This is a genomic window from Cryobacterium sp. Hh7, from assembly GCF_004403155.1.
GTDB classification, from domain to species: domain Bacteria; phylum Actinomycetota; class Actinomycetes; order Actinomycetales; family Microbacteriaceae; genus Cryobacterium; species Cryobacterium levicorallinum.
In genome coordinates this window covers 1-19,217 of the sequence record NZ_SOHG01000055.1, presented here as the reverse complement: position 1 = coordinate 19,217, position 19,217 = coordinate 1, and the positions used below count along the sequence as shown (strand labels likewise).

The 19,217-nt window shown below is 66.8% G+C and carries 16 protein-coding genes, 1 tRNA gene and 1 other RNA gene; 4 read left to right on the top strand and 14 right to left on the bottom strand.

Annotated elements, in window-relative coordinates; all coding sequences use genetic code 11:
* Positions 1-16 precede the first annotated feature (16 nt).
* Positions 17-391: a transfer-messenger RNA gene (ssrA, locus tag E3T43_RS15135) on the top strand.
* A 77-nt stretch (positions 392-468) separates the two neighbouring features.
* On the opposite strand, the gene E3T43_RS15130 is transcribed toward ssrA, so the two are convergent.
* From E3T43_RS15130 to E3T43_RS15065, 13 genes are all read right to left on the bottom strand, one after another.
* A complete protein-coding gene (locus E3T43_RS15130; RefSeq protein ID WP_134473037.1) occupies positions 469-1,200 on the bottom strand; it encodes a PIG-L family deacetylase in 732 nt (243 codons plus the stop codon).
* 241 nt (positions 1,201-1,441) lie between these two features.
* Positions 1,442-2,680, bottom strand: coding sequence for an XdhC/CoxI family protein (locus E3T43_RS15125; RefSeq protein ID WP_134473036.1), 1,239 nt, complete (start codon positions 2,678-2,680; stop codon positions 1,442-1,444).
* A 29-nt stretch (positions 2,681-2,709) separates the two neighbouring features.
* Entirely contained in the window at positions 2,710-3,609 is a 900-nt protein-coding gene (locus E3T43_RS19335) for an SRPBCC family protein (protein WP_241979030.1), read from the bottom strand.
* A 19-nt stretch (positions 3,610-3,628) separates the two neighbouring features.
* On the bottom strand, positions 3,629-4,993 hold the full coding sequence (locus E3T43_RS15110) for a VWA domain-containing protein (RefSeq protein ID WP_241979029.1): 1,365 nt from the start codon (positions 4,991-4,993) through the stop codon (positions 3,629-3,631).
* Between the two features lie 13 nt (positions 4,994-5,006).
* Positions 5,007-5,900: a MoxR family ATPase gene (locus E3T43_RS15105; protein ID WP_241979028.1), complete on the bottom strand. Its 894-nt coding sequence runs from the start codon at positions 5,898-5,900 to the stop codon at positions 5,007-5,009.
* A 78-nt stretch (positions 5,901-5,978) separates the two neighbouring features.
* A complete protein-coding gene (locus E3T43_RS15100; protein WP_241979027.1) occupies positions 5,979-6,968 on the bottom strand; it encodes an XdhC family protein in 990 nt (329 codons plus the stop codon).
* A 10-nt stretch (positions 6,969-6,978) separates the two neighbouring features.
* The gene (locus E3T43_RS15095; RefSeq protein WP_134473033.1) at positions 6,979-9,372 is read right to left on the bottom strand and encodes an aerobic carbon-monoxide dehydrogenase large subunit; all 2,394 of its coding nucleotides are present in this window, start codon (positions 9,370-9,372) and stop codon (positions 6,979-6,981) included.
* Positions 9,369-9,872 carry a (2Fe-2S)-binding protein gene (locus E3T43_RS15090; protein ID WP_092449329.1) on the bottom strand — a complete coding sequence of 168 codons (504 nt, stop codon included), beginning with the start codon at positions 9,870-9,872 and terminating at the stop codon, positions 9,369-9,371. Before E3T43_RS15090 ends, E3T43_RS15095 begins: the two co-directional genes overlap by 4 nt.
* 13 nt (positions 9,873-9,885) lie before the next feature.
* Positions 9,886-10,845, bottom strand: a complete 960-nt coding sequence (locus E3T43_RS15085; protein WP_241979026.1) for a xanthine dehydrogenase family protein subunit M — start codon at positions 10,843-10,845, stop codon at positions 9,886-9,888.
* Between the two features lie 76 nt (positions 10,846-10,921).
* On the bottom strand, positions 10,922-12,109 hold the full coding sequence (locus E3T43_RS15080; RefSeq protein ID WP_104132639.1) for a TerC family protein: 1,188 nt from the start codon (positions 12,107-12,109) through the stop codon (positions 10,922-10,924).
* 124 nt (positions 12,110-12,233) lie between these two features.
* Complete coding sequence (locus tag E3T43_RS15075; RefSeq protein WP_134473032.1) at positions 12,234-13,766, bottom strand: CYTH and CHAD domain-containing protein; 1,533 nt, start codon at positions 13,764-13,766, stop codon at positions 12,234-12,236.
* A gap of 39 nt (positions 13,767-13,805) precedes the next feature.
* On the bottom strand, positions 13,806-14,969 hold the full coding sequence (locus tag E3T43_RS15070; RefSeq protein WP_134473031.1) for a globin domain-containing protein: 1,164 nt from the start codon (positions 14,967-14,969) through the stop codon (positions 13,806-13,808).
* 114 nt (positions 14,970-15,083) lie between these two features.
* Positions 15,084-15,527: an Rrf2 family transcriptional regulator gene (locus E3T43_RS15065; RefSeq protein ID WP_134473030.1), complete on the bottom strand. Its 444-nt coding sequence runs from the start codon at positions 15,525-15,527 to the stop codon at positions 15,084-15,086.
* A gap of 54 nt (positions 15,528-15,581) precedes the next feature.
* Here E3T43_RS15065 and E3T43_RS15060 point away from each other — a divergent pair, with 54 nt between their 5' ends.
* Entirely contained in the window at positions 15,582-16,325 is a 744-nt protein-coding gene (locus tag E3T43_RS15060) for a trimeric intracellular cation channel family protein (protein WP_134473029.1), read from the top strand.
* A gap of 11 nt (positions 16,326-16,336) precedes the next feature.
* Here the strand turns inward: E3T43_RS15060 and E3T43_RS15055 are convergent, their stop codons facing one another.
* On the bottom strand, positions 16,337-17,179 hold the full coding sequence (locus E3T43_RS15055; RefSeq protein ID WP_134473028.1) for an inositol monophosphatase family protein: 843 nt from the start codon (positions 17,177-17,179) through the stop codon (positions 16,337-16,339).
* A gap of 125 nt (positions 17,180-17,304) precedes the next feature.
* On the opposite strand from E3T43_RS15055, the gene E3T43_RS15050 reads away from it, so the two are divergent.
* Positions 17,305-17,380, top strand: a tRNA-Lys gene (locus tag E3T43_RS15050).
* Between the two features lie 875 nt (positions 17,381-18,255).
* Positions 18,256-19,173 carry a hypothetical protein gene (locus tag E3T43_RS15045; RefSeq protein WP_134473027.1) on the top strand — a complete coding sequence of 306 codons (918 nt, stop codon included), beginning with the start codon at positions 18,256-18,258 and terminating at the stop codon, positions 19,171-19,173.
* Positions 19,174-19,217: the final 44 nt, after the last annotated feature.

Here is a 19,217-nt window from a genome sequence, read left to right as displayed (position 1 = left end):
GGCGTGCGATGTGTAGGGGGATGATCGGTTTCGACATTGTTTGCGCAATTGTGAGAAGCGGGTCGAGGATGCAGGGTTATCTCGTAAACGATCTCTGCAAAACAATAAGTGCCAATTCAAAGCGCACTGACTTCGCTCTCGCTGCCTAAGCGAAAGCACTAAAGAAGTCCGCCAGACCGGGAATGCTCTCTACCCGGATCCTGACGCCATTTAGAGAGATTGCTTCTACATTGAGCCACGGGGTGTAGAGGGACTTAAACGAAGGCTGGGCCCGTCGGAGTAGATGCCAGTGGCAAATTCCGGGGCCGAGAAAGCGATTTCACTGGATACACCCGTAGAAGGCATATGACCACAGCAGTGGACCGGGGTTCAATTCCCCGCATCTCCACCACCGGTTCTGTCACACGCTGTTACCGCTTCTGAGGCCGCCCATTGGGCGGCCTCATTTGGTTTAAGCGGATGCTATGGTCAGCGCAGGCGCAGGCCGACCGACGGGCGGATGGGTTCACGCTGGCCGCCGGAGTGCACGATGAAGTCGCCGTCGACACTGAGCTGGCTGGCGTGGCAGCGGAGGGCGGCCACGACGGTGGCGCGATGAGCGTCGAGGTCGAACCATTCCGCATCCTCTGTGGGGGAGTGGAGAATCTCGGCGTAGGGGATGGCGAGTGCTCGGCTGGCGGCGAGGGCGGCGTCGTGTACGCGCACGTGGTCCGGGTGGCCGTAGCCGCCGGTTCGGTCGTAGCTGATGACCAGGCTTGGTTGCACGTGCTGGAGAACGGCGACGAGGTCGGCGGTGACCTCGGTGAGGGGCGCGCGGGCGAGGGCATCCGCTGCGGAATCGGTGGCAGGGCCGGCCAGGCCGGGGCGGATCCACTCCATACCGGAGTCGCGGTAGTGGCGCGGCGCGAGCCCGGGCGCGCGGGCCGGTGCCTCGCCGAGCCAGACTCCCGCGTTGATGCCGAGCGTCCGGGCGGCGCGCTCGAGTTCGCGCTCGCGTTCCTCGGCCAGGGCGGCAGTGCCGACGAGCGCCGCGAGCGGCCCCGCGACGACTTCACCGCGTTCACCGCGGGTGGCCGTGACCAGGGTGATACGGATGCCGCGGCTCGCGAGATACGCGATCAGGCCGCCGGTGCCGATGGTCTCGTCGTCGGGGTGCGCGTGCACGAACAGCACCGACCTGACGGCGTCCAGAATGCTCATCGGGCAGAATCTCGATCGCTCTTCGGCGTGACAGTCGGGGGGACAGCGGATTCGAGAGACATCCGTCGAGCCTATCGCCGCCCGCCCGTGGCACCCCACGTACGCCATAGGGCGAAAGATGGCACCGCGCGTGTGTACGCGCGGTGAGGTGCCACTTTTGGCCCTGGAAGCCGCGGCTTGGGGGCGAAAGGTTGCACCTCGCGTAACACGCGCGTCGAACTGCGCGCGCTGCCCGGTACAGCTAGCCGCGAAGGACCGTTCGTGAAATGGACGTGCTCCCCGGAGCTTGACTCGATGGCGATGGCGATGGCCGCGACGATGACGGCGGCGGGTTGGGGTCGACGAGGTCGTCATGGTGGATAGAGTCGCCGTGGATGGAGTCGACGAGGGCGTGCAGGGGTTCGTTGCTTCCGCCCCACTGCAGGGAGATGATCTCGGCCGCTATCGAGACCGCGGTCTCCTCCGGCGTGCGGGAGCCGAGGTCGAGGCCGATCGGACTGCGCAGCCGGGCCAGCTCGCTGTCGGTCACGCCGACCGCCCGCAGTCGTTCCAGCCGGTCGAGGTGGGTGCGGCGGGATCCCATGGCGCCGATATACGCCACCGATGGGCCGTGCAGGGCGGCTTCAAGCAGGGGAACGTCGAATTTCGGGTCGTGGGTGAGCACACAGATGACCGTGCGGGGATCGATGAGGCCGGCCGCGATCTGTTCGCGCAGGTAGCGGTCGGGCCAGCTCACCACGACTTCGTCGACCCCGGGAAAGCGGGCGGCGGTGGCGAACACGCCACGGGCATCGCAGACCGTGACCCGGTAGCCGAGAAAGGTTCCGAGCCGGGCCAGAGCGGTGGCGAAATCGATCGCTCCGAAGACCAGCATGCGGGGCCTGGGCGCGTAGCTCGCGAAGAACACCCGCATGCCCTCGCCGCGACGCTCGCCGTCTGGACCGTACGTCAGAGTCGTGTTGCGGCCGGCGGCGAGCAGCCCCTGGGTGTCGTCGCCGATGGCGTGGTTGGCGCGGTCCGATCCGAGATCGCCCTCGAATCCCTGCGGCCGCACCACGAGGTGGCGGCCGATCCAGCCGGCATCCGGATGCTCGATCACCGTGGCGACCCCCACCGGGCGCCCGGCGTCCACATCGTCATGCACCCCCTCGAGCAGTGCGAAGGTGTCGCGGGAGACGGGTTCGATGAAGACGTCGAGGATGCCGCCGCAGGTCAGCCCCACCGCGAAGGCGTCGTCGTCGCTGATGCCGTAGCGCACGAGCACCGGCACGCCGTCCTCTACGACCTGGGTGGCCAGTTCGTAGACGGCGCCCTCGACGCAGCCGCCAGAGACCGAGCCGGCGACCGTGCCGTCGGCGCTGACCAGCATCGATGCGCCGGCTGGCCGAGGTGCCGACTGGAAGGTGCGCACGACGGTCGCGAGGCCCGCCGTCGCGCCGCCCTGCCAGCCAGCGAAGAGGGTAGTGAGAACTTCACGCATGCCGGGCTCCCTTCTGTCGTCGGTCGACTCTAACGGCCGGATGCCCGTCGACCGATTCGGTATGCGATGAACGCTACCGTGGCCAGCAGACCCACAAGTTTCACCGGGTCGCTCAACTGGTCGGCAATGACGCCCTTGACCAGGCTCAGAGCGTTGAGGCTCGGGGCCGGCGCTGCCCGATACGGCGCGCCGCGATGCCCACCAGCGGGCGCCCCGCTATGGCCGCCTGCCGGAGCCGCGCGCGGTGGCACTGGGCGCGGCGGCACGGCGCTGGGCAGCCGGGCGGGGGCATCCGGCGTGACGTTAGGGAGGGTATCGGCGGCCGGGGCATCCCCGGGTGGAATATCACTCACGTCGGTGACGGCGCGGGGGGAGCCCTGGACGAGGGTGGCCGGGTCGTCGAGGTGGTCGCCTACGGGGGTGGCAGCGCTGTCGGCGGCCCTGGCTGCGGCATCCGCTTCACCGTCGGAATCAGCAGCGGCACCGCCCTCGATCAGGTCTTGCAGATTGCCGGCGAACAGCCCCATCATCTGCTCGGTGACGCTGCTGATGACGCCCTTGCCCATGGCCGCCGCCTTGCCGGAGAGGGACAAATCGGCGCTGACCGTGCCCTGGGTGACACCGTCGGTTTCGACCAGAACGAGGGTGACCGTGGCCTGGGCTGTACCCTGACCGCGGGTCTCCTGAGCCTTGCCGGAGAATACGGCCCGGTGTGCCTCGGCGTCGCGCTCGTCGACGTTCATCTGCCCGCGGTACTGCATCGTGACCGGGCCAAGCTTGACCTTCATCCCCACCTGGTAGTTGTCATCGCTGAGTTGGTTGAGAATCTGAGCGCCCGGCACACACCCGGCGACACGTTCGAAGTCCATCAGGGTGTCCCAGACCGTGTCGACGGGGGCGATAACGGTGAAGGTGCTGTCAAGTTGCATCAGGGTGTCCTCTGCTCGGTCAGGTCGGTTGGTGGGAGAATGCTCGTTGATCGGATGCTGGCGGGTCGCCGCGAATCGCGGCCGCCACCTCGGCCAGGGCGGCGTAGCTGTGGCCGCTGACGAAGGCGTCGCAGTAGGGGAGCGCGGCGGCCATTCCGCCGACGAGCGGCCGGTAGTCGACGGCGACCTTGCGCGGGTTCACCCAGATGATGCGGTGCGCGAGTCGGCGCAGGCGTGCCATCTGGGTGTCGACGTCGACCGGGTCGTCCTGCGCCCAGCCGTCCGAGAACACCACGATCACCGCTCCCCGGGCCAGACCGCGTCGCCCGAAATCGTCGATGAATCGACGGATGCTCGCGGCCAGCCGGGTACCGCCGGCCCAGTCCGTCGCGGTGGCGGCCGCCTGCGCGAGTGCCTGGTCCGGGTCGCGGAGCGCGAGCTGACGGGTCAGCCGGGTGAGCTGGGTGGAGAACACGAACGCTTCGGCCCGCGCGCCGGACGCCGCGCCCTGAAGCAGCGACAGGAACACCCGGGTGTAGGGCTCCATCGAGCCCGACACATCGCAGAGCAGCACGAGTCGGCGCGGCTTCGACCGGCGGCGGGCGTGGTGCAGGGCGATCGGATCGCCCCCGGTACGCTGCGCTGACCGCACGGTGCGGGCCAGATCGAGCCGGTCACGGCTGTGCCGCGACGGATGCCTGCGGCGGGTCAGGCGGGTCGGCGTCGACAGCACGATGCGGGCAACGAGCTCGCGCAGGCGGGCGAGTTCGTCGGGGGCGAGGTCGGCGAACGCCATGTCGTGCAGGTGTTCGTCGCTCGAGGCCAGGGCGAGGATGGCGTCGTGCTCCGGGGCCGCGTTATCGTTGTCGCTCGAGTCGGTGCCGGGCAAGGGGGCCGGCGGGCGATCGGCCCCAGGCTCGGGAGCTGCGGCCGGACGATTGGTCGGCGGGGCGGCCTGGGAACGGGTTTCCGAGCCGATCGCCGGGGGAGCATTGGGATCACCGCGGCTTTCGGCCGGGTCGAGTCGACCGTCGAAGACGGCGCTGAACACGGCGTCGAACCGGGCAAGGTGCTGCTGCCGGGAGACGAACACGATCCGGCAGGCCCAGTACAAGGCGGCGCGGTCGGTCGGGGGGACGAGGCGGAGCGCCTCGGCCAGACGGGCCGCCCGGTCGGGCGACACGGGAAGTCCGGCGCGGTGCAGGGCCGTGCTGAACCCGGCGGCGAGGGCCGCAGCTTCGATCGGCGGGATTCGGCCCTGGGCCGGCAGCTTCGGAAGCCTCGGTGAGGTCGACTCGGTGTCGGGCTGACGTGCGTCGGGCTGACGTGCGTCGGGCTTGCTGGTGCCGGGCTCACTGGTGCCGGGCTCACTTCTGCCGGGCACAGGTGCGCCGCGGTCAGGCACCGGCGGCCTCGACGACCCAGGCGGCCCCGCGAGCGGTAGCGAGATCGAGGTCGTCACGGTTCTTCAGCACGAAACCCCAGGTCTGCTCGACCGCCCGGCCGCTCAGCTGCTCAATGCCGAGCACCCCGAGCGCGCCCACCCAGTCGATGGCCTCGGCGATTCCGGGCGGCTTCACCAGGTCAAGCGAACGCAGGCGGGTGATGGCCTGGGCGGCCTCGGTCGCAACCGCCTGTGAACTGCTCGGTACCCGGCGGCGCACGATCTGCGCGATCCGCTCCGGCCCCGGGTAGTCGATCCAGTGATAGAGACAGCGCCGGGTCAGCGCGTCGTGCAGGTCGCGGGTGCGATTGCTGGTGAGAATCACGATCGGCGGATGCGTGGCCCGCACGGTTCCGAGCTCGGGGATGGTGACCGCAGCTTCGGCGAGCAGCTCGAAGGTGAAGGCTTCAAACTCGGCGTCGGCCCGGTCGATCTCGTCGAGCAGCAGCACGGCCGGCCGCGGGCCCGCGTGCTCGATCGCCTGCAACAGCGGGCGGCGCAGCAGGTAGTCGCGGCCGAACAGCTCGGTCTCGGCCAGTTCAACCCCGCGCGCCTCGGCCAAACGGATGCCGAGCAGTTGCCGCGGGTAATTCCACTCGTACAGTGCCTCCGCGGCCGAGATGCCTTCGTAGCACTGCAGGCGAAACAGTTCGGTGTCGAGCAGTCGGGCGAGTGCCTTGGCGATCTCGGTCTTGCCGACCCCCGGTTCGCCCTCGAGTAGCAGCGGCTGCCGCATGCGGACGGCCAGGAACACCGCGGTTGCGAGCCCGTCGTCGGCCAGATAGTCCTCGGCATCGAGGGCGCGCTGTAACGCGGCGACATCGGGCACGATCTCGGGCAGAGTCACCAACGCAGCCACCCCCATCGTGAAGTCGGGCGGCTACGGCGCGGGCGGCTACGGCGCGGGCGGCTACCGCGCGGGTGCCTACCGCGCGGTCGCATACGGCTCCGGATGCGCCAGAAACGCCTTGCGGCAACCCGCCGCACAGAAATAGACGGTCCCGCCATTGTGCTCGACCTGCAGCGTCGACGGCAGCGCGGCCACGGACATGCCGCAGACCGGGTCGATCGCGACGCCGGCGGCCTGCGGCTCGGCAGCAGGTGGGTCGGCAGCACGCGCTTTGGCGTCAGGCGGCTCTGCGGCGATCGCCGAATCCGCCGCTCCCGCCACCGCACCGGCACCAGCCGCGCCCACACCAACCGGATGTCCCCGCCCGGTCCGTTCCTGCACCAGCTGCGCCAGAATCGACACCGCAATCTCTCCGGGCGTTCGCGCCCCGAGGTCAAGGCCCGCCGGACTGAACACCCGAGCGCGCTGCTCCGGCGACACGTCGAGCGACGCAAGCACCGCCGCACCGCGCCGGGGACTAGCCACGAGCGCCACGTACGGCACCCCCACAGCCAGCGCCGCCAGCAGCGCGGACTCCTCGTCCCTGCCGTGGGACGCGACGACCAGCGCAGCGTCGCCGGCCTGCGGGGCGGCAGAGGCGCCATCCGTTTGCAGGAGCTCGAAACCGACGAGCGGTGCGAGGGTGGCAAGGGCCGCGGCGTCGGGCGTCGACCCGACCACGATCAGGCGCGGCAGGGGAAGGCGCGGTTCGAGAAAGATCTCGATCGCCCCGCCGCTGACACAGGGGTTGGAGACCTCGACCGCGCCGTCCTCCACCGTGCTCGACGGTACGCCGGCCACGACCTTGAGCAGCAGCGGCTGGCGACTTTCGAGCACCTGCAGGCTGTACAGGCGAACGGATGCCTCCACGCAGGTTCCGCCGACGAAGCCCTCGATCTCGCCGGTCAAGCGCACGAGCGCCGTGTCGCCGGCGTGCGCGCTCGTCGGTCGCACCGCGCGCACCACGGTCGCGTGCACGAACGGTTCGCGGCGCGCCTCAAGCTCCCGCTCCAGCACGGACTTCATCTCGGGCATGCTAAACCGGCGGTCTCGTGCGGCCCTGCATGGCCTCCCAGACCCGGGATGGTGTGCACGGCATGTCCATGTGCACCACGCCGAACGGGGCGAGGGCATCCACGACGGCGTTGACGACGGCCGGCGGTGACCCGACCGTGGCAGACTCACCAACGCCCTTTGCTCCGATCGGGTGGTGCGGCGACGGAGTCACGGTGAAGCCGGTCTCCCAGTCGGGTACCTCCATGGCGGTGGGGATGAGGTAGTCCATGAACGAGCCGCCGAGGCAGTTGCCCTCGTCGTCGAACTCGATGATCTCCATCAGTGCCATGCCGACACCGTCGGTGAGGCCACCATGAATCTGGCCCTCGATGATCATCGGGTTGATGCGGGTGCCGCAGTCGTCGACGGCGATGAAGCGGCGCACCTTGACATGGCCGGTGCCCGGGTCGACGTCGACGACGCAGATATAGGCGCCGAACGGAAAAGTGAGGTTGGGCGGATCGTAGGTGACCTCGGCGTCGAGATTGCCGTCGATACCCTCGGGCAGCGCGACCGTGCCGTGGGCGCCCATCGCGATCTCGGCCATGGTCTTGCCCACGCTCGGATCGCCCTTGACGAACCAGCGGCCCTTCTCCCACTCGAGGTCTTCCGGCCGGGTCTCGAGCATGGCCGCGGCGATGAACCGGGCCTTCTCCCGCACCTTGCGGGCGACGAGCGCCACGGCGGCTCCGCTGACCGGAGTAGACCGGCTGCCATAGGTGCCGAGGCCGAACGGTGTCTGGTCGGTGTCACCGTGCACGACGTCGATGTCTTCCGGGGGGATGCCGATCTCCTCCGCCACGATCTGCGCGAACGTCGTTTCGTGGCCCTGACCCTGGCTTTGCACCGAGATGCGCACGACGGCCTTGCCGGTGGGATGGATGCGCAGTTCGGCGCCGTCCGCCATTCCGAGGCCGAGAATGTCCATGTCCTTGCGCGGGCCGGCACCGACCGTTTCGGTGAAGAATGAGATGCCGATGCCCATGAGTTCACCGCGTTCGCGTTTCTCCTTCTGTTCGCGGCGCAGTTCGTCGTAGCCGGCCATCTTCATCGACAGCCGCATGGTGGGTTCGTAATCGCCCGAGTCGTACTCCCAGCCGGTCTTGTTGGCGTAGGGAAACTGCTCCTTCTTAATGAAGTTTTTCAGGCGCAACTCGGCCGGGTCCATCTCGAGCTTGCGGGCCAGGATATCGACCATCCGCTCGACCAGGTAGACCGCTTCGGTGACCCGGAACGAGCAGGCGTAGGCCACGCCGCCGGGCGCCTTGTTGGTGTACACGCCGGTCACGGTGCAGTGCGCTGCCTGAAGGTCGTAGCTGCCGGTGAAGATGTGGAAGAACCCGGCCGGATACTTGGTGGGCTGGGCGGTGGCGTTGAACGCGCCGTGGTCGGCGAGTACGTTGGTGCGCAGGGCCAGGATCTTGCCGTCCTTGGTCGCCGCGATCTCGCCCTGCATGATGTAGTCCCGGGCGAACGAGGTGCTCATGAGGTTCTCGGAGCGGTCCTCGACCCATTTCACCGGTTTGCCGGTGACGATGGAGCCGACCACGGCGAGGATATAGCCCGGGTAGATTCCGACCTTGTTGCCGAAGCCGCCGCCGATGTCGGGGGAGACCACCCGAATCTTGTGCTCGGGAATGCCGGAGACCATCGCGAACAGGGTGCGGTGGGCGTGCGGCGCCTGCGTCGTCTCGTACAGGGTGAGGCGGCCGTCGACGGCATCGAAGTCGGCGACGGCGCCGCAGGTTTCCATCGGCGCCGGGTGCACCCGAGGGTAGACGATCTCCTGCGTCACCACGACGTCGGCGCTCGCGAAGACGGCATCCGTTTCGGCTTTGTCGCCGGCTTCCCAGTCGAAGATGTGGTTGTCGGTGCGGCCCTCGAGGTCGTCGCGAATGACGGGAGCGCCCGGGTCCATCGCCTTGCGGGCATCGACGACGGGCGGTAATACGTCGTACTCGACCTGGATCAGTTCGAGGGCGTCGCGGGCGGCGTAGCGGTCGTCGGCGACGACGAAGGCGACCTCCTGGCCCTGGAAGCGCACCTTGTCGGTGACCAGCACGGCCTGCACGTCCATCGAGAGGGTCGGCGCCCAGGCCAGGCCGAGGGCCTGCAGGTCGCTGCCGGTGATGACGGCGTGCACGCCGGGATGGGCGAGCGCCGCGGTGGTGTCGATCGAGACCAGCCGGGCGTGGGCGACGGGAGCGCGCAGGATCGCACCGTGCAGCATTCCGGGCAGCACGATGTCGTCGACGTAGTGGCCCTTGCCACGCACGAATCGCGGGTCTTCCTTGCGCTGCATACGCCCGTGGCCGATTGGCCGGTCGTGGTCGCCGGCCGCCGGGTTCGACGGGCGGTCTTCGAGGATGGTCATGCGCGCACCTCTTCATCTTCGGTTGTGTCAACGGCGGCAACGAGCGGATGCTCGGCGGCCCACTGAATCGACCGCACGATGGTGGCGTAGCCGGTGCAGCGGCAGATCTGTCCCGAGATGGCCTCGCGAATCTCGAGCGGTTCGGGGTGCGGATTGTGGTCGAGCAGGGCGCGGGCGGTGAGCATCATGCCGGGGGTGCAGAAACCGCACTGCAGGCCGTGCTCCTCCATGAAGCCCTGCTGCACCGGGTCGAGAGTGGCGCCGTCGGCGAGTCCTTCCACCGTCGTGATCGTGTGGCCGTCGGCCATGGCGGCCAGCACGGTGCACGATTTCACCGGCTGGCCGTCCATGAGCACCACGCAGGTACCGCAATTGCTGGTGTCGCAGCCCCAGTGCGTTCCGGTGAGCCGCAGGTCGTCGCGAATGAAGTGCACCAGCAGTACGCGCGGTTCGATCTCGCGGGTGACATCGGTGCCGTTGATGGTCAGGCTGATCTGCATGAGGGCTCAACTCCTAAATCGTGATCTCGGAAACGGATGCCGCGGCGCGACGACAGGCCGCCCGCAGCACCCGACGGGTCAGTTCGTCGGCGAGGTGCCGCTTGTAGTCGACCGGTCCGCGCTGGTCGGTGAGGGGATCGCAGGCGAGGGAAGCGAGGCGCCCGGCCTCCGTGAATAGCTCCTCGGTCGGAGCCTGGCCGACCAGCACCGCTTCGACCTCGGTGACATTGCGGTCAAGTCCGACCGCGGTGAGTCCGACGGCCACCTGGCTGATCGCGCCGGCGGAGTCGAGGCTGACCGAAGCGCCGGCCGCAGCCACGGCCCAGTCTCCGACTCGTCGTTCGACCTTTTCGTAGGCGCTGCCGGAGCGCTCCCGAATCGGCACGCGCACCTCGATCAGCAGTTCGTTCTGGGCGACCGCGGTCTCGTACGGGCCGCGGTGGAAATCGGCCATGGACAGCATCCGCTCACCGGCCGGCCCGCGCACGACGGCCACCGCTTCGAGCACGTGGCAGACCGTGGAGAGATCTTCGGCCGGGTCGGCCTGGCAGAGCGAACCGCCGATGGTGCCGCGATTGCGCACGATCGGGTCGGCGATGACCCGTTCGGCATCGGTGATGATGGGAAACAGTCGTTTGACGTCGTCGGATTCGAGCAGCGTCGTGTGCCGGGTCATGGCACCGATCCGCAGCACGTGCTGATCAACGAGCACTCTGTCAATCAGCAAGTAGTCGAGCTCGAACAGGTCGTTGATGTCGATGAGCCAGTCCGGCCGAGCCAGACGCAGTTTCATCATGGGCAGCAGGCTGTGACCGCCGGCGACCACCCGGGACTCGGGCCCGTGACGATCGAGCAGGGCCAGGGCATTTTCGACCGAACTGGCACGAACATAATCGAACGGAGCCGGAATCTGCACGGGCTTCTCCTCACGAAAGAAGGTTCCTTGGCCCCACGCATCATTGCGCGACACCATTGTGTGCCACAGCTTGCTCCCCGCGCCCACCCGCTGTCAACAACGACCTCGGCGAAGTTAGGCGCTCCGGCGCGCTCTACCGGGCCAAATACTCGTCATGCTGCCGATGCGCCTCAGCTACCTGCTCTCGGATGCGGTTGATGTCCTTGGCCTTGTCGCGGTATTTCAGGTCCATGGCCAGGACCTGTTCTTCTTCCGCGGTCAGCATTCGGTAGATCCGCTCGCGCTCGGCCAGATCAGCGGTGTAATCCAGATCGAGGTAGCTGACCGCGTGGCGGCGCGCGTTGTTGATGGCGGTCTGGGCTTTGCCCGCCTTACTCAACAGCGAGGCCACAACGGTGATCGTGAGCGCTCCGATGATCACGCTCAGGGACAGCCCCGTGCTGATTTCCACGACCGGGACCGGTACACCACCGTTGATGAACGGCAGATTGTTCTCGTGGAGCGCGTGGAGCACCAGCTTGACCCCGATGAACGCCAAGACGAACGCCAGACCGTAGGAGAGGTAAATCAGCCGGTCCAGGAGCCCGTCGATCAGGAAGTACAGCTGGCGCAGCCCCATCAGCGAGAACGCGGTCGCTGTGAAGACAATGTAGACGTTCTGGGTCAGGCCGAAGATCGCGGGAATGGAGTCCAGCGCGAACAGGATGTCCGTACCGCCGATCGCCACCATGACCAACAGCATGGGCGTGAGGGCCTTCTTTCCCTCGTGCATGGTGAACAGCTTGTCGCCGTCGTAGTGGTCGGTGGTGTGAAAGCTCCGCTTGGCCAGGCGGATCATGAAATTATCCGCCTGATTATCGCCGTGTGCTTCGGGCTTGAGCAGATTGCCCGCGGTGATCAGCAGAATCAGGCCGAAGATGTAGAACACCCAGGCGAAGGAGTTGATCAGCGCCGCGCCCAGAAAGATGAACCCGGTGCGGGCAATCAGGGAGAAGACGATGCCGAACAGCAACACTTTCTGCTGGTCTTCGCGGGGAACCCGGAAGCTCGCCATGATGATCAGGAAGACAAACAGGTTGTCAACGGACAGCGCCTTCTCCGTGATGTAGCCGGCGAAATATTCCGACCCCATCGTGCTGCCGCCGAAGACCAAGACCAGGATGCCGAAGAGGATGGCCAGGCCGACGTAGATGGAGGACCACACAGCGGCTTCCTTCAGCGAGGGAACGTGCGCCTTGCGAATATGAAAGAAGTAGTCGAAGGCGAGCAAAGCCAGGATGACAACGATGGTGATGACCCAGATGAGGGGTGTAACAGTCATGAACCCTGCTTTCCTAAGGTGGCGGCAGCGAGCCTAGCCCAGTTGCGGATGCTGCGTGACTCTTGGCGGCAAAGTGGCGGCTTGCGGTTGCCCAAGGTTAACCGCTTCGTCCGCGCCCGGGTAATCACGGGCGGTTCTTCCACTCCTGCCAAAACTTCGACTCGGCTACGGCTGCCTTCTGCTGCTCGAGGGCGTGCAGGCGGCCGTAGCTGAAGGTGTTCTCGCCGCGCAGGTAGGCGTCGACCGCGCCGCGCTTGAGCAGGCGCTCGCGGGCGATGACGCTGTCGTGCTGGTTGCCGAGAATGGTTTGAAGTTTCTGGGCGAAGGCACTGACCGTGGCGGCGCGCTTGCGGCTGAGCGGATGCGCCGTCTCAGCCGCATAGCGCAGCCGCTTGGCCCGCTTGCGCACCTCGTGCAGGGCGAGGTCGCGCTCGGCGCCCGGCACGGTTTTCGTGGCGGCTCGCACCGCACGGCGCAGTTTCTTCCATTCCTTATTGATCAGTGCCGGCACGACCGTGCGTGCTTCCTGCCTGGCCACGGCGGTGAACGGCGGTGAGGTCACGAGCGCCGCGAGCGCATCGAGCAGCCGAAAGTAGCGGTGGCTGTTGAGGGCAGTCAGGAGCGCGTGGTGCGCCGCGTCGGTGTCAGTATCCGCGCGACTGCCAAGACGCTCGCGAATCGGGCCGAGCAGCAGCCCCTCGGGTTCGCGGTCGAGGTGGCCTGTGAGGCGGCGCTGCATCACCTCTTCGTCGCGGGAGCCGCCCAGAACGGCCCCGAGCCAGGCGAGTTCGCTGCGCAGGTGCGGCACCACGGTCGCATCGAGCAGGGAGTGATAGGTGGCGAGAACCGAGCGCAGCCGCCGAGTGGCGACGCGCAGGGCGTGCACGCTTCCGGCTGTGGCCTGCCGTACCTGGGGATCCTGGGCGCGCAGCACCTCGTACTGTTCGTGCAGGTTCAACACCAAAACGTCGCCGGCCCATCCCGAAGACCGGGGCCGCCGGGGCGCAGCGTCCGGACGCTCGGGAAACCGGTCGCCGAGGGCGCGGGCCAGCTTTGACCCGTGCAGCGACACGTGGATGCTGCTCGCCGCGAGCATGGACTCCCCGGCGTCGAGCAGGTCGTCCGGACCATCGACGAGTTCGAGCTCCCATTCACGCCAGGCCGCCGTTGCCGGATCGGTGGTGAGACGCTCGGCCTGAACGTGGTCGTCGCAGAGCACCGCGAGGGTCTCGCCGCCCAGGCCGATCAGGGCATGCACCACCCGCTCGGTGTTCAGCCGGGCCACGGGAACGAGCGGGGAGTCCCGCACGTGAAACCGCACGAGTTGGGCGAGCGACTCGGGGACGGCATCCGCTTCGCTGTGCCCATCAGAAACGAGTACGTGCTTGCCCAGCGGTGCGTGAATTTCGCGCCGACGCCCGGCATCCAGCGGCAGTTTCAGGTGCCACCCGGCGTCGTCGCCGCCGGTGCGGCGACGCAGGGTGACGTGCTGGGCGGTGAGCACGAGGTCGGCGGTGTCGAAATAGACGGCCTGAAGATCGTGGGTGACCGGCGCGGCAACCGTCTGCACCCCGGGAAGGTCGTACAACCGGGGCAGCAGCGCCGTTTCGTCGACGTCAAACTTGAGTTCTGTCTCGATGCCGCCGTTAGTATCCACGATTCAGCCTAGCGCGGGACCCGCGCCAGGCTGCCGAGGTCAGACGCCCGCGAGCCAGAGGTCGGGGCCGAAGATCTCGTAGTGGATGCGGTCGGCCGGAACGCCGGACTTTAGCGCCTGGGAGCGGAGGCTCTGCATAAACGGGAGCGGACCGCAGAGATACACCGAGGCGTCCTCCGGGATCGTCACGTTCTCCAGCGACATGAAGCCCTCGTGGTGACCCTCACTCGGGATCTCCAGCCAGAGTTCGAGCTCGGCCGCCTCCAGCAGGGCGACGTCTTCGTTCATCTGGTCGCGCAGCGCCCAGCGCTCAAGGTTGCTCTCGGCATGCAGTACGAGCACCTCACGCTTTGAGCCGGTGTCTACCAGAGAACGCAGAATCGAGGCGCTGGGCGTGCAGCCGATTCCGGCCGAGGCCAGGACCAACGGGCCGGTGCCCGCATCGAGGGTGATGTCGCCACAGGGTACGGAGAGGATGAGCGTGTCACCGACCTGTACGTCGCGGTGCAGCACGGGGGAGACTTCGCCGTCGGCGTCGAGCTTGGTGGTGAAGACGCGGGTCGTGGCCGTGCCGGCCGAGAGCGAATACTGACGCACCTGGCGGATACCGTCGGGCATGACGGCGGTGACGCTGACGTACTGGCCCGGCAGGGCGGGCGTCACGGGAGTGTCGTCGGCCGGCTCGAGGGTGAACGTGACGGCGTCGGTTCCGGCCGCTTCTTTTTTCACGACGATCCAGGGGGCGAGCGGCTTGTCGCTGGCGAGTCCGGCGTAGAGGCCCTTCTCCATCTTGATCAGGGCGTGAGCCATCAACCAGTAGACCTCGGTCCAGGCGGCGGCGATGTCGGCGGTGATGACGTCGCTGAGTTCGTCGGCGATGGCCTCGAACAGGTACTTGTAGACGACGTCGTACTGCTCGGGCGTAATAGAAAGGGAGACGTGCTTGTGGGCGATGCGGGAGAGCATGGCCTCCGGCGTGGTGTCCGGGTTCTGCACGAGGTAGGTCGCGAAGACGGCGATGCTGCCGGCGAGGGCCTGCTGCTGCGTGCCGTTCCTCTGGTTGGAGCGGCTGAACAGCCCGTCGAACAGTTCGGGGTGAATGGTGAGCATGCGGTGGTAAAAGTTCTTCGCGATCTGGGGCATCCGCTCGCCGACGAGCGGCAGGGTGGCTTCGATGAAGGGGAGAGACTGGGGCGAAAGCATGAATACTCCTTCTGCGTGGCGATACCCGTTCGTGGGGTCTGCGTCAAAAGTAGCATTTGATATACCAATTAAACGGATGTTTTCTACAAGTTGTAGAAATTAGGGACTTTAGTCCTACCGCACCAGACCGAGTTCGACCAGAACCGGTCCATTCGGTTTTCCGTGTGGCAGAGCCGCGATGACGATGCCGTCGAGCTCGCGGTAGAAGGATTCCCGCGCCCGGCGCAGGGCGCCGCGGAGGCCGCATCCGCTCAATAATGGGCAGGGGCCATCGGGCGAGTCGCACGCTGCCAGATCGGTGCGGGTATCGAGCTGGCGCAGCAGCGCCCCGACGGTGGCTTCGCGGCCGAGCGTGCTGATGCGCACGCCGCCGGTGCGTCCCCGGATGACCTCGACCAGGCCCAGCTCGCGGAGCCGCATGATGGCCTTGGTGACGTGGTTGTAGGGCGTGCCGACCTCGGTGGCGACGACCCGTGAGGTGTACGTGATGCTCTCCGGCGCGGCTGCCAGCAGCATGACGATCCGCAGGCACACGTCGGAAAAAGCAGTGATCCTCATTCCCTAACTGTAGGTGCGCGGCTTGCGCCCCGAGAGTAGGAGAGAATGGGGCAAGTGAACACTGAGTCGGAGACGCTGTTTGAGATAATCCGCTTCGTGGACCTGGCGGGCGTGCTCGCCAATGCCATTCTCGGCGGCGTCGCCGCGCGTACCGCACGCCTCGACATTGTCGGCTTCGTGGTGCTCGCGATCATGAGCGGGCTTGGCGGTGGCATGATTCGCGACACGCTGCTGCAGCAGGGCACGCCGGCCGCACTGCTCGACCCGGCCTACCTGATCTGCGCCATCCTCGGCGGGGTCATCGCCTACTTCGTGACCTTCAACGGTCGGTGGACTCGCCGTGTGCTGCTGCTGCTCGACGCACTCGCCGTGGGCTGCTGGTCGGCGGTCGGGGCGCAGAAGGCGCTCGAGGCCGGTCTCGGCTGGCTCCCGGCGATTCTGCTCGGCATGATCACGGCCGTCGGCGGCGGCATGGTGCGGGACATTATGCTGCTCAAGGTGCCGACGATCTTCGGCGGAAACACGCTCTACGCCACGAGCGCGCTGCTCGCGAGCACCGAAATGGTCATCTTGAGCAAGCTCGGATTCGTCGCGATCGGCACCGGAGTCGCGATTCTCAGCGGCGCCGCGCTGTCACTGCTGGCCAAACGCTACGGCTGGATTCTTCCGACCGGGTACGCGCTGCGCATCCCCAAGCCGATTCTGCTGCTCAACCCCCGGGCTTGGCGGAAGCGCCGCCTCGATGCGCGCAACGCCCGCAACGGTGTGAATCCCGACGATCCGGGTGTCGGAGTCTAGTTTCGGCGCCCTCAGGCCGGGTTCAGCACGGCGAGGGTTGCCGCGTGCAGCAGGCCGTTCGTGGCCAGGGCGCTGCCGTGCCACGGTCCTGGCTGGCCGTCGATCGAGGTGAAGGTGCCGCCGGCTTCCTGCACGATCGGGGCCAGGGCGGCCATGTCGTAGGGCTGCAGGTCGAATTCGCCGGCCACGTCGAGGTGCCCCTCGGCAAGCAGCATGTACGACCACATGTCGCCGTAGGCGCGGGTGCGCCAGACCTGGCGCGAAAGCGTGACGAGCTCGTCGAGGTGCCCGGCTTGATCCCACTGCTGCAGGCTGCCGTAGCTGATGGATGCTTCGGCGAGGGTCGCGATGCCGGAGACGCGTAGGCGGGTGGGGGCGGCATCCGCTTTGCTGCTGCTGCTGCTGCTGCTGCTGCTGTCGGCGGTTGTATTAGTTGTCCAGGCGCCGCTGCCGGTTGCGGCCCACCAGCGTTTGCCGAGCGCGGGGGCGCTGACCACGCCGAGCACCGGGACGCCGTCGATGGCGAGCGCGATGAGGGTGGCCCAGATTGGGATGCCGCGGAGGAACCCGGCAGTGCCGTCGATGGGGTCGATGATCCACTGGCGCGTGGTTGATCCGGCCGTACCGAATTCCTCGCCGAGAATGCCGTCATCGGGGCGCTGCTTGGCCAGCCGGTCGCGGATGGCGCGCTCGACCGCCCGGTCGGCATCCGTCACCGGGGTGCGGTCGGGTTTGGTCGTCACGACGAGATCGAGCGCTGTGAAGCGGGCACGGGAGATCGCGTCGGCAGCATCGGCTAGGGCAAGAGCCAGCTGCAGATCGTCGGAAAGGGCGTAGTTTTGCGGTTCGGTCACGGTCTCAAGGATAGTAATTTCACGAACGGATGCCGGTCACCGCCGCTTTTCGGCCTCGATTGGCATCATGCCCTCTTGGGGTGTTAGGGTTACACGTTGCCGCGGATAGTTCCGCTGTTTGACATGCACCTCTAGCTCAATTGGCAGAGCAACTGACTCTTAATCAGTGGGTTCCCGGTTCAAGTCCGGGGGGGTGCACCATCAAACCCCGTCATTACTGTTTCTCAGTGCGGCGGGGTTTTTCGTGCGCGGTCTTTCGAGTCCCCGACCAGTGTCGGCATCGCCGGGGCCCTGCGCGTGGCCACGCGTACGCAGACCGACCCCAACGTGGCATCCGCGAGGTGCTGGCCATTCTGCGCCCGAATGATGGTCGGGCCCACGATCGCCCCTCACTCGCCAGCCGCTTGCCTACGGCAGTGTGTTCGGCAGCGGGGCCAGAGGTTCCGTCGGAATCGCTAGCTGCTGCAAGTCGATAATAGCTACTGCTGATCGTCGCCCGGTCTGGACGTCTTCGGGCGGCCGCTGTGTTGGATTGTTAGCGCTTTGGAAATTGTCGCGAACATTGCGTGGCGTGGGAATGGTGTATTCACGGACGTACCGCACCCCGGTGATATCGATGTCCGATTGCAATTTGATGTCCGCGGCGCCCGTCGCTGAAGGCCCTTTCTTCAGCCATGCGAGTATTCATGCTGAAGGGTCTGTCGTTGTCATAAGGTCTGGTTTGATTCAGAGGTTCGAAGAGCTGTGGCCCTCGCGGATTCGTGCTCAGGGCGTCAACCTCTCCGGGCATCGTTCTCGCCACAGTGTGCTACTCCCTCGAGCAACTGCGTTCTTGCTGAGCATTAAATTATTACCGCATCCCCCACGTGTGTTGGGGGCTGTTGGCGCCGATCGAAAACCGGGCGAGTATCGGGCTTATTGGCCCTGTTTTGGCCCGGCGTTGACAACCGGGCCCTTTCCCCGTGGGTCGAGCCGGCCGAAAACGGGACTGATAATGCGAATGCAGTTTCGTTCAGAGTTCCCAAGATGTCTGAAAATTCCTCGACTTTTAGGGATGAGTTTGGTACACTTGTTCTATGAGCCAGAGCGGCGACACCCCCCAGCCGGGCCTCGTCGATCCGTTCTTTGCGGCCCACGGTTACCGGCCTTCGACACCCGAGGAGCGCGCCGAGTTTGATGCGTTCTGGGCGCAGTGCCAGGCAGACTGGCGCGTTGAGATCGCCGAGGGCCTCGGGCAGTTCGCTCCGTACGACGCCCTCGAAGACGTCGATACGGAGCCTTTCAGTACCGACCCCTTCGTAGCGGATCCTGTCGGCCCGGCGTTCTATCGCCGTGAGATGCTTGACGGCCCGCCCATTCCGGCCGGCCTGGAACTGATCGAGGTGTTCGCCGCGGTGCCGCCCGAGCACCTGTTCGATGACGACCTTCGCGAGGAGTTCCTTTATGCCGAGTACCTCCGCACCGAGCACGACATGGACGACGAACCGGGTCCGCTGCTACCGGCCGACAGTAGTCGGGCCGACGACCTGAGTCCGTTTCAACGGCACCAGGCGCAGTTCGTCGACCGAGTGCTCTACCTCGAGAAGGTGATCGCGTGGGCGCAGGCGAGTAAGGCCGAGGTCTTGACGGAGGCGTGGGATTACACCACCAACAGTGCTGAGACCGGGCGGCCGCAAGCCGGTCCGCAACATGAGCATGACTGGGATGCGACCTTCGCCGCCCAGCAGGGCCTGGTCGCCGAAATGGCCTGTGCGCTGCGCATCCCGGCCGGCACAGCCTCTGGCCTGTTGCGGGAGAGCCGGGTGCTGGTCGAGTCCCGGCCCGAGACCCTCGATGCCCTCCGCACTGGGGAGATCTCCCTGCGGCATGCCCAGCGGCTGCTCGAACAGCTCGATTCCGTCCCGCAGCCCGCCCGGGCCGAGTTGGAGGCGGTGTTGCTGAGCCTGTCAAATCTTTTGTGTAAGTGTTGGGAATTGGTTAGAGGTGGGGGTTGATTCGGTCGGGGTAAATCATCACGAGCTGGCTGAGGGCTTGCTTC

What these genes read in the sequence shown, in the direction of transcription:
- E3T43_RS15080 (WP_104132639.1), bottom strand. Translation starts at nt 12,109, where the DNA reads ATGACTGTTACACCCCTCATCTGGGTCATCACCATCGTTGTCATCCTG.
- E3T43_RS15095 (WP_134473033.1), bottom strand. Translation starts at nt 9,372, where the DNA reads ATGACCATCCTCGAAGACCGCCCGTCGAACCCGGCGGCCGGCGACCAC.
- E3T43_RS19335 (WP_241979030.1), bottom strand. Translation starts at nt 3,609, where the DNA reads ATGCAACTTGACAGCACCTTCACCGTTATCGCCCCCGTCGACACGGTC.
- E3T43_RS15090 (WP_092449329.1), bottom strand. Translation starts at nt 9,872, where the DNA reads ATGCAGATCAGCCTGACCATCAACGGCACCGATGTCACCCGCGAGATC.
- E3T43_RS15125 (WP_134473036.1), bottom strand. Translation starts at nt 2,680, where the DNA reads ATGCGTGAAGTTCTCACTACCCTCTTCGCTGGCTGGCAGGGCGGCGCG.
- E3T43_RS15100 (WP_241979027.1), bottom strand. Translation starts at nt 6,968, where the DNA reads ATGAAGTCCGTGCTGGAGCGGGAGCTTGAGGCGCGCCGCGAACCGTTC.
- E3T43_RS15085 (WP_241979026.1), bottom strand. Translation starts at nt 10,845, where the DNA reads ATGGTGTCGCGCAATGATGCGTGGGGCCAAGGAACCTTCTTTCGTGAG.
- E3T43_RS15070 (WP_134473031.1), bottom strand. Translation starts at nt 14,969, where the DNA reads ATGCTTTCGCCCCAGTCTCTCCCCTTCATCGAAGCCACCCTGCCGCTC.
- E3T43_RS15065 (WP_134473030.1), bottom strand. Translation starts at nt 15,527, where the DNA reads ATGAGGATCACTGCTTTTTCCGACGTGTGCCTGCGGATCGTCATGCTG.
- E3T43_RS15045 (WP_134473027.1), top strand. Translation starts at nt 18,256, where the DNA reads ATGAGCCAGAGCGGCGACACCCCCCAGCCGGGCCTCGTCGATCCGTTC.
- E3T43_RS15130 (WP_134473037.1), bottom strand. Translation starts at nt 1,200, where the DNA reads ATGAGCATTCTGGACGCCGTCAGGTCGGTGCTGTTCGTGCACGCGCAC.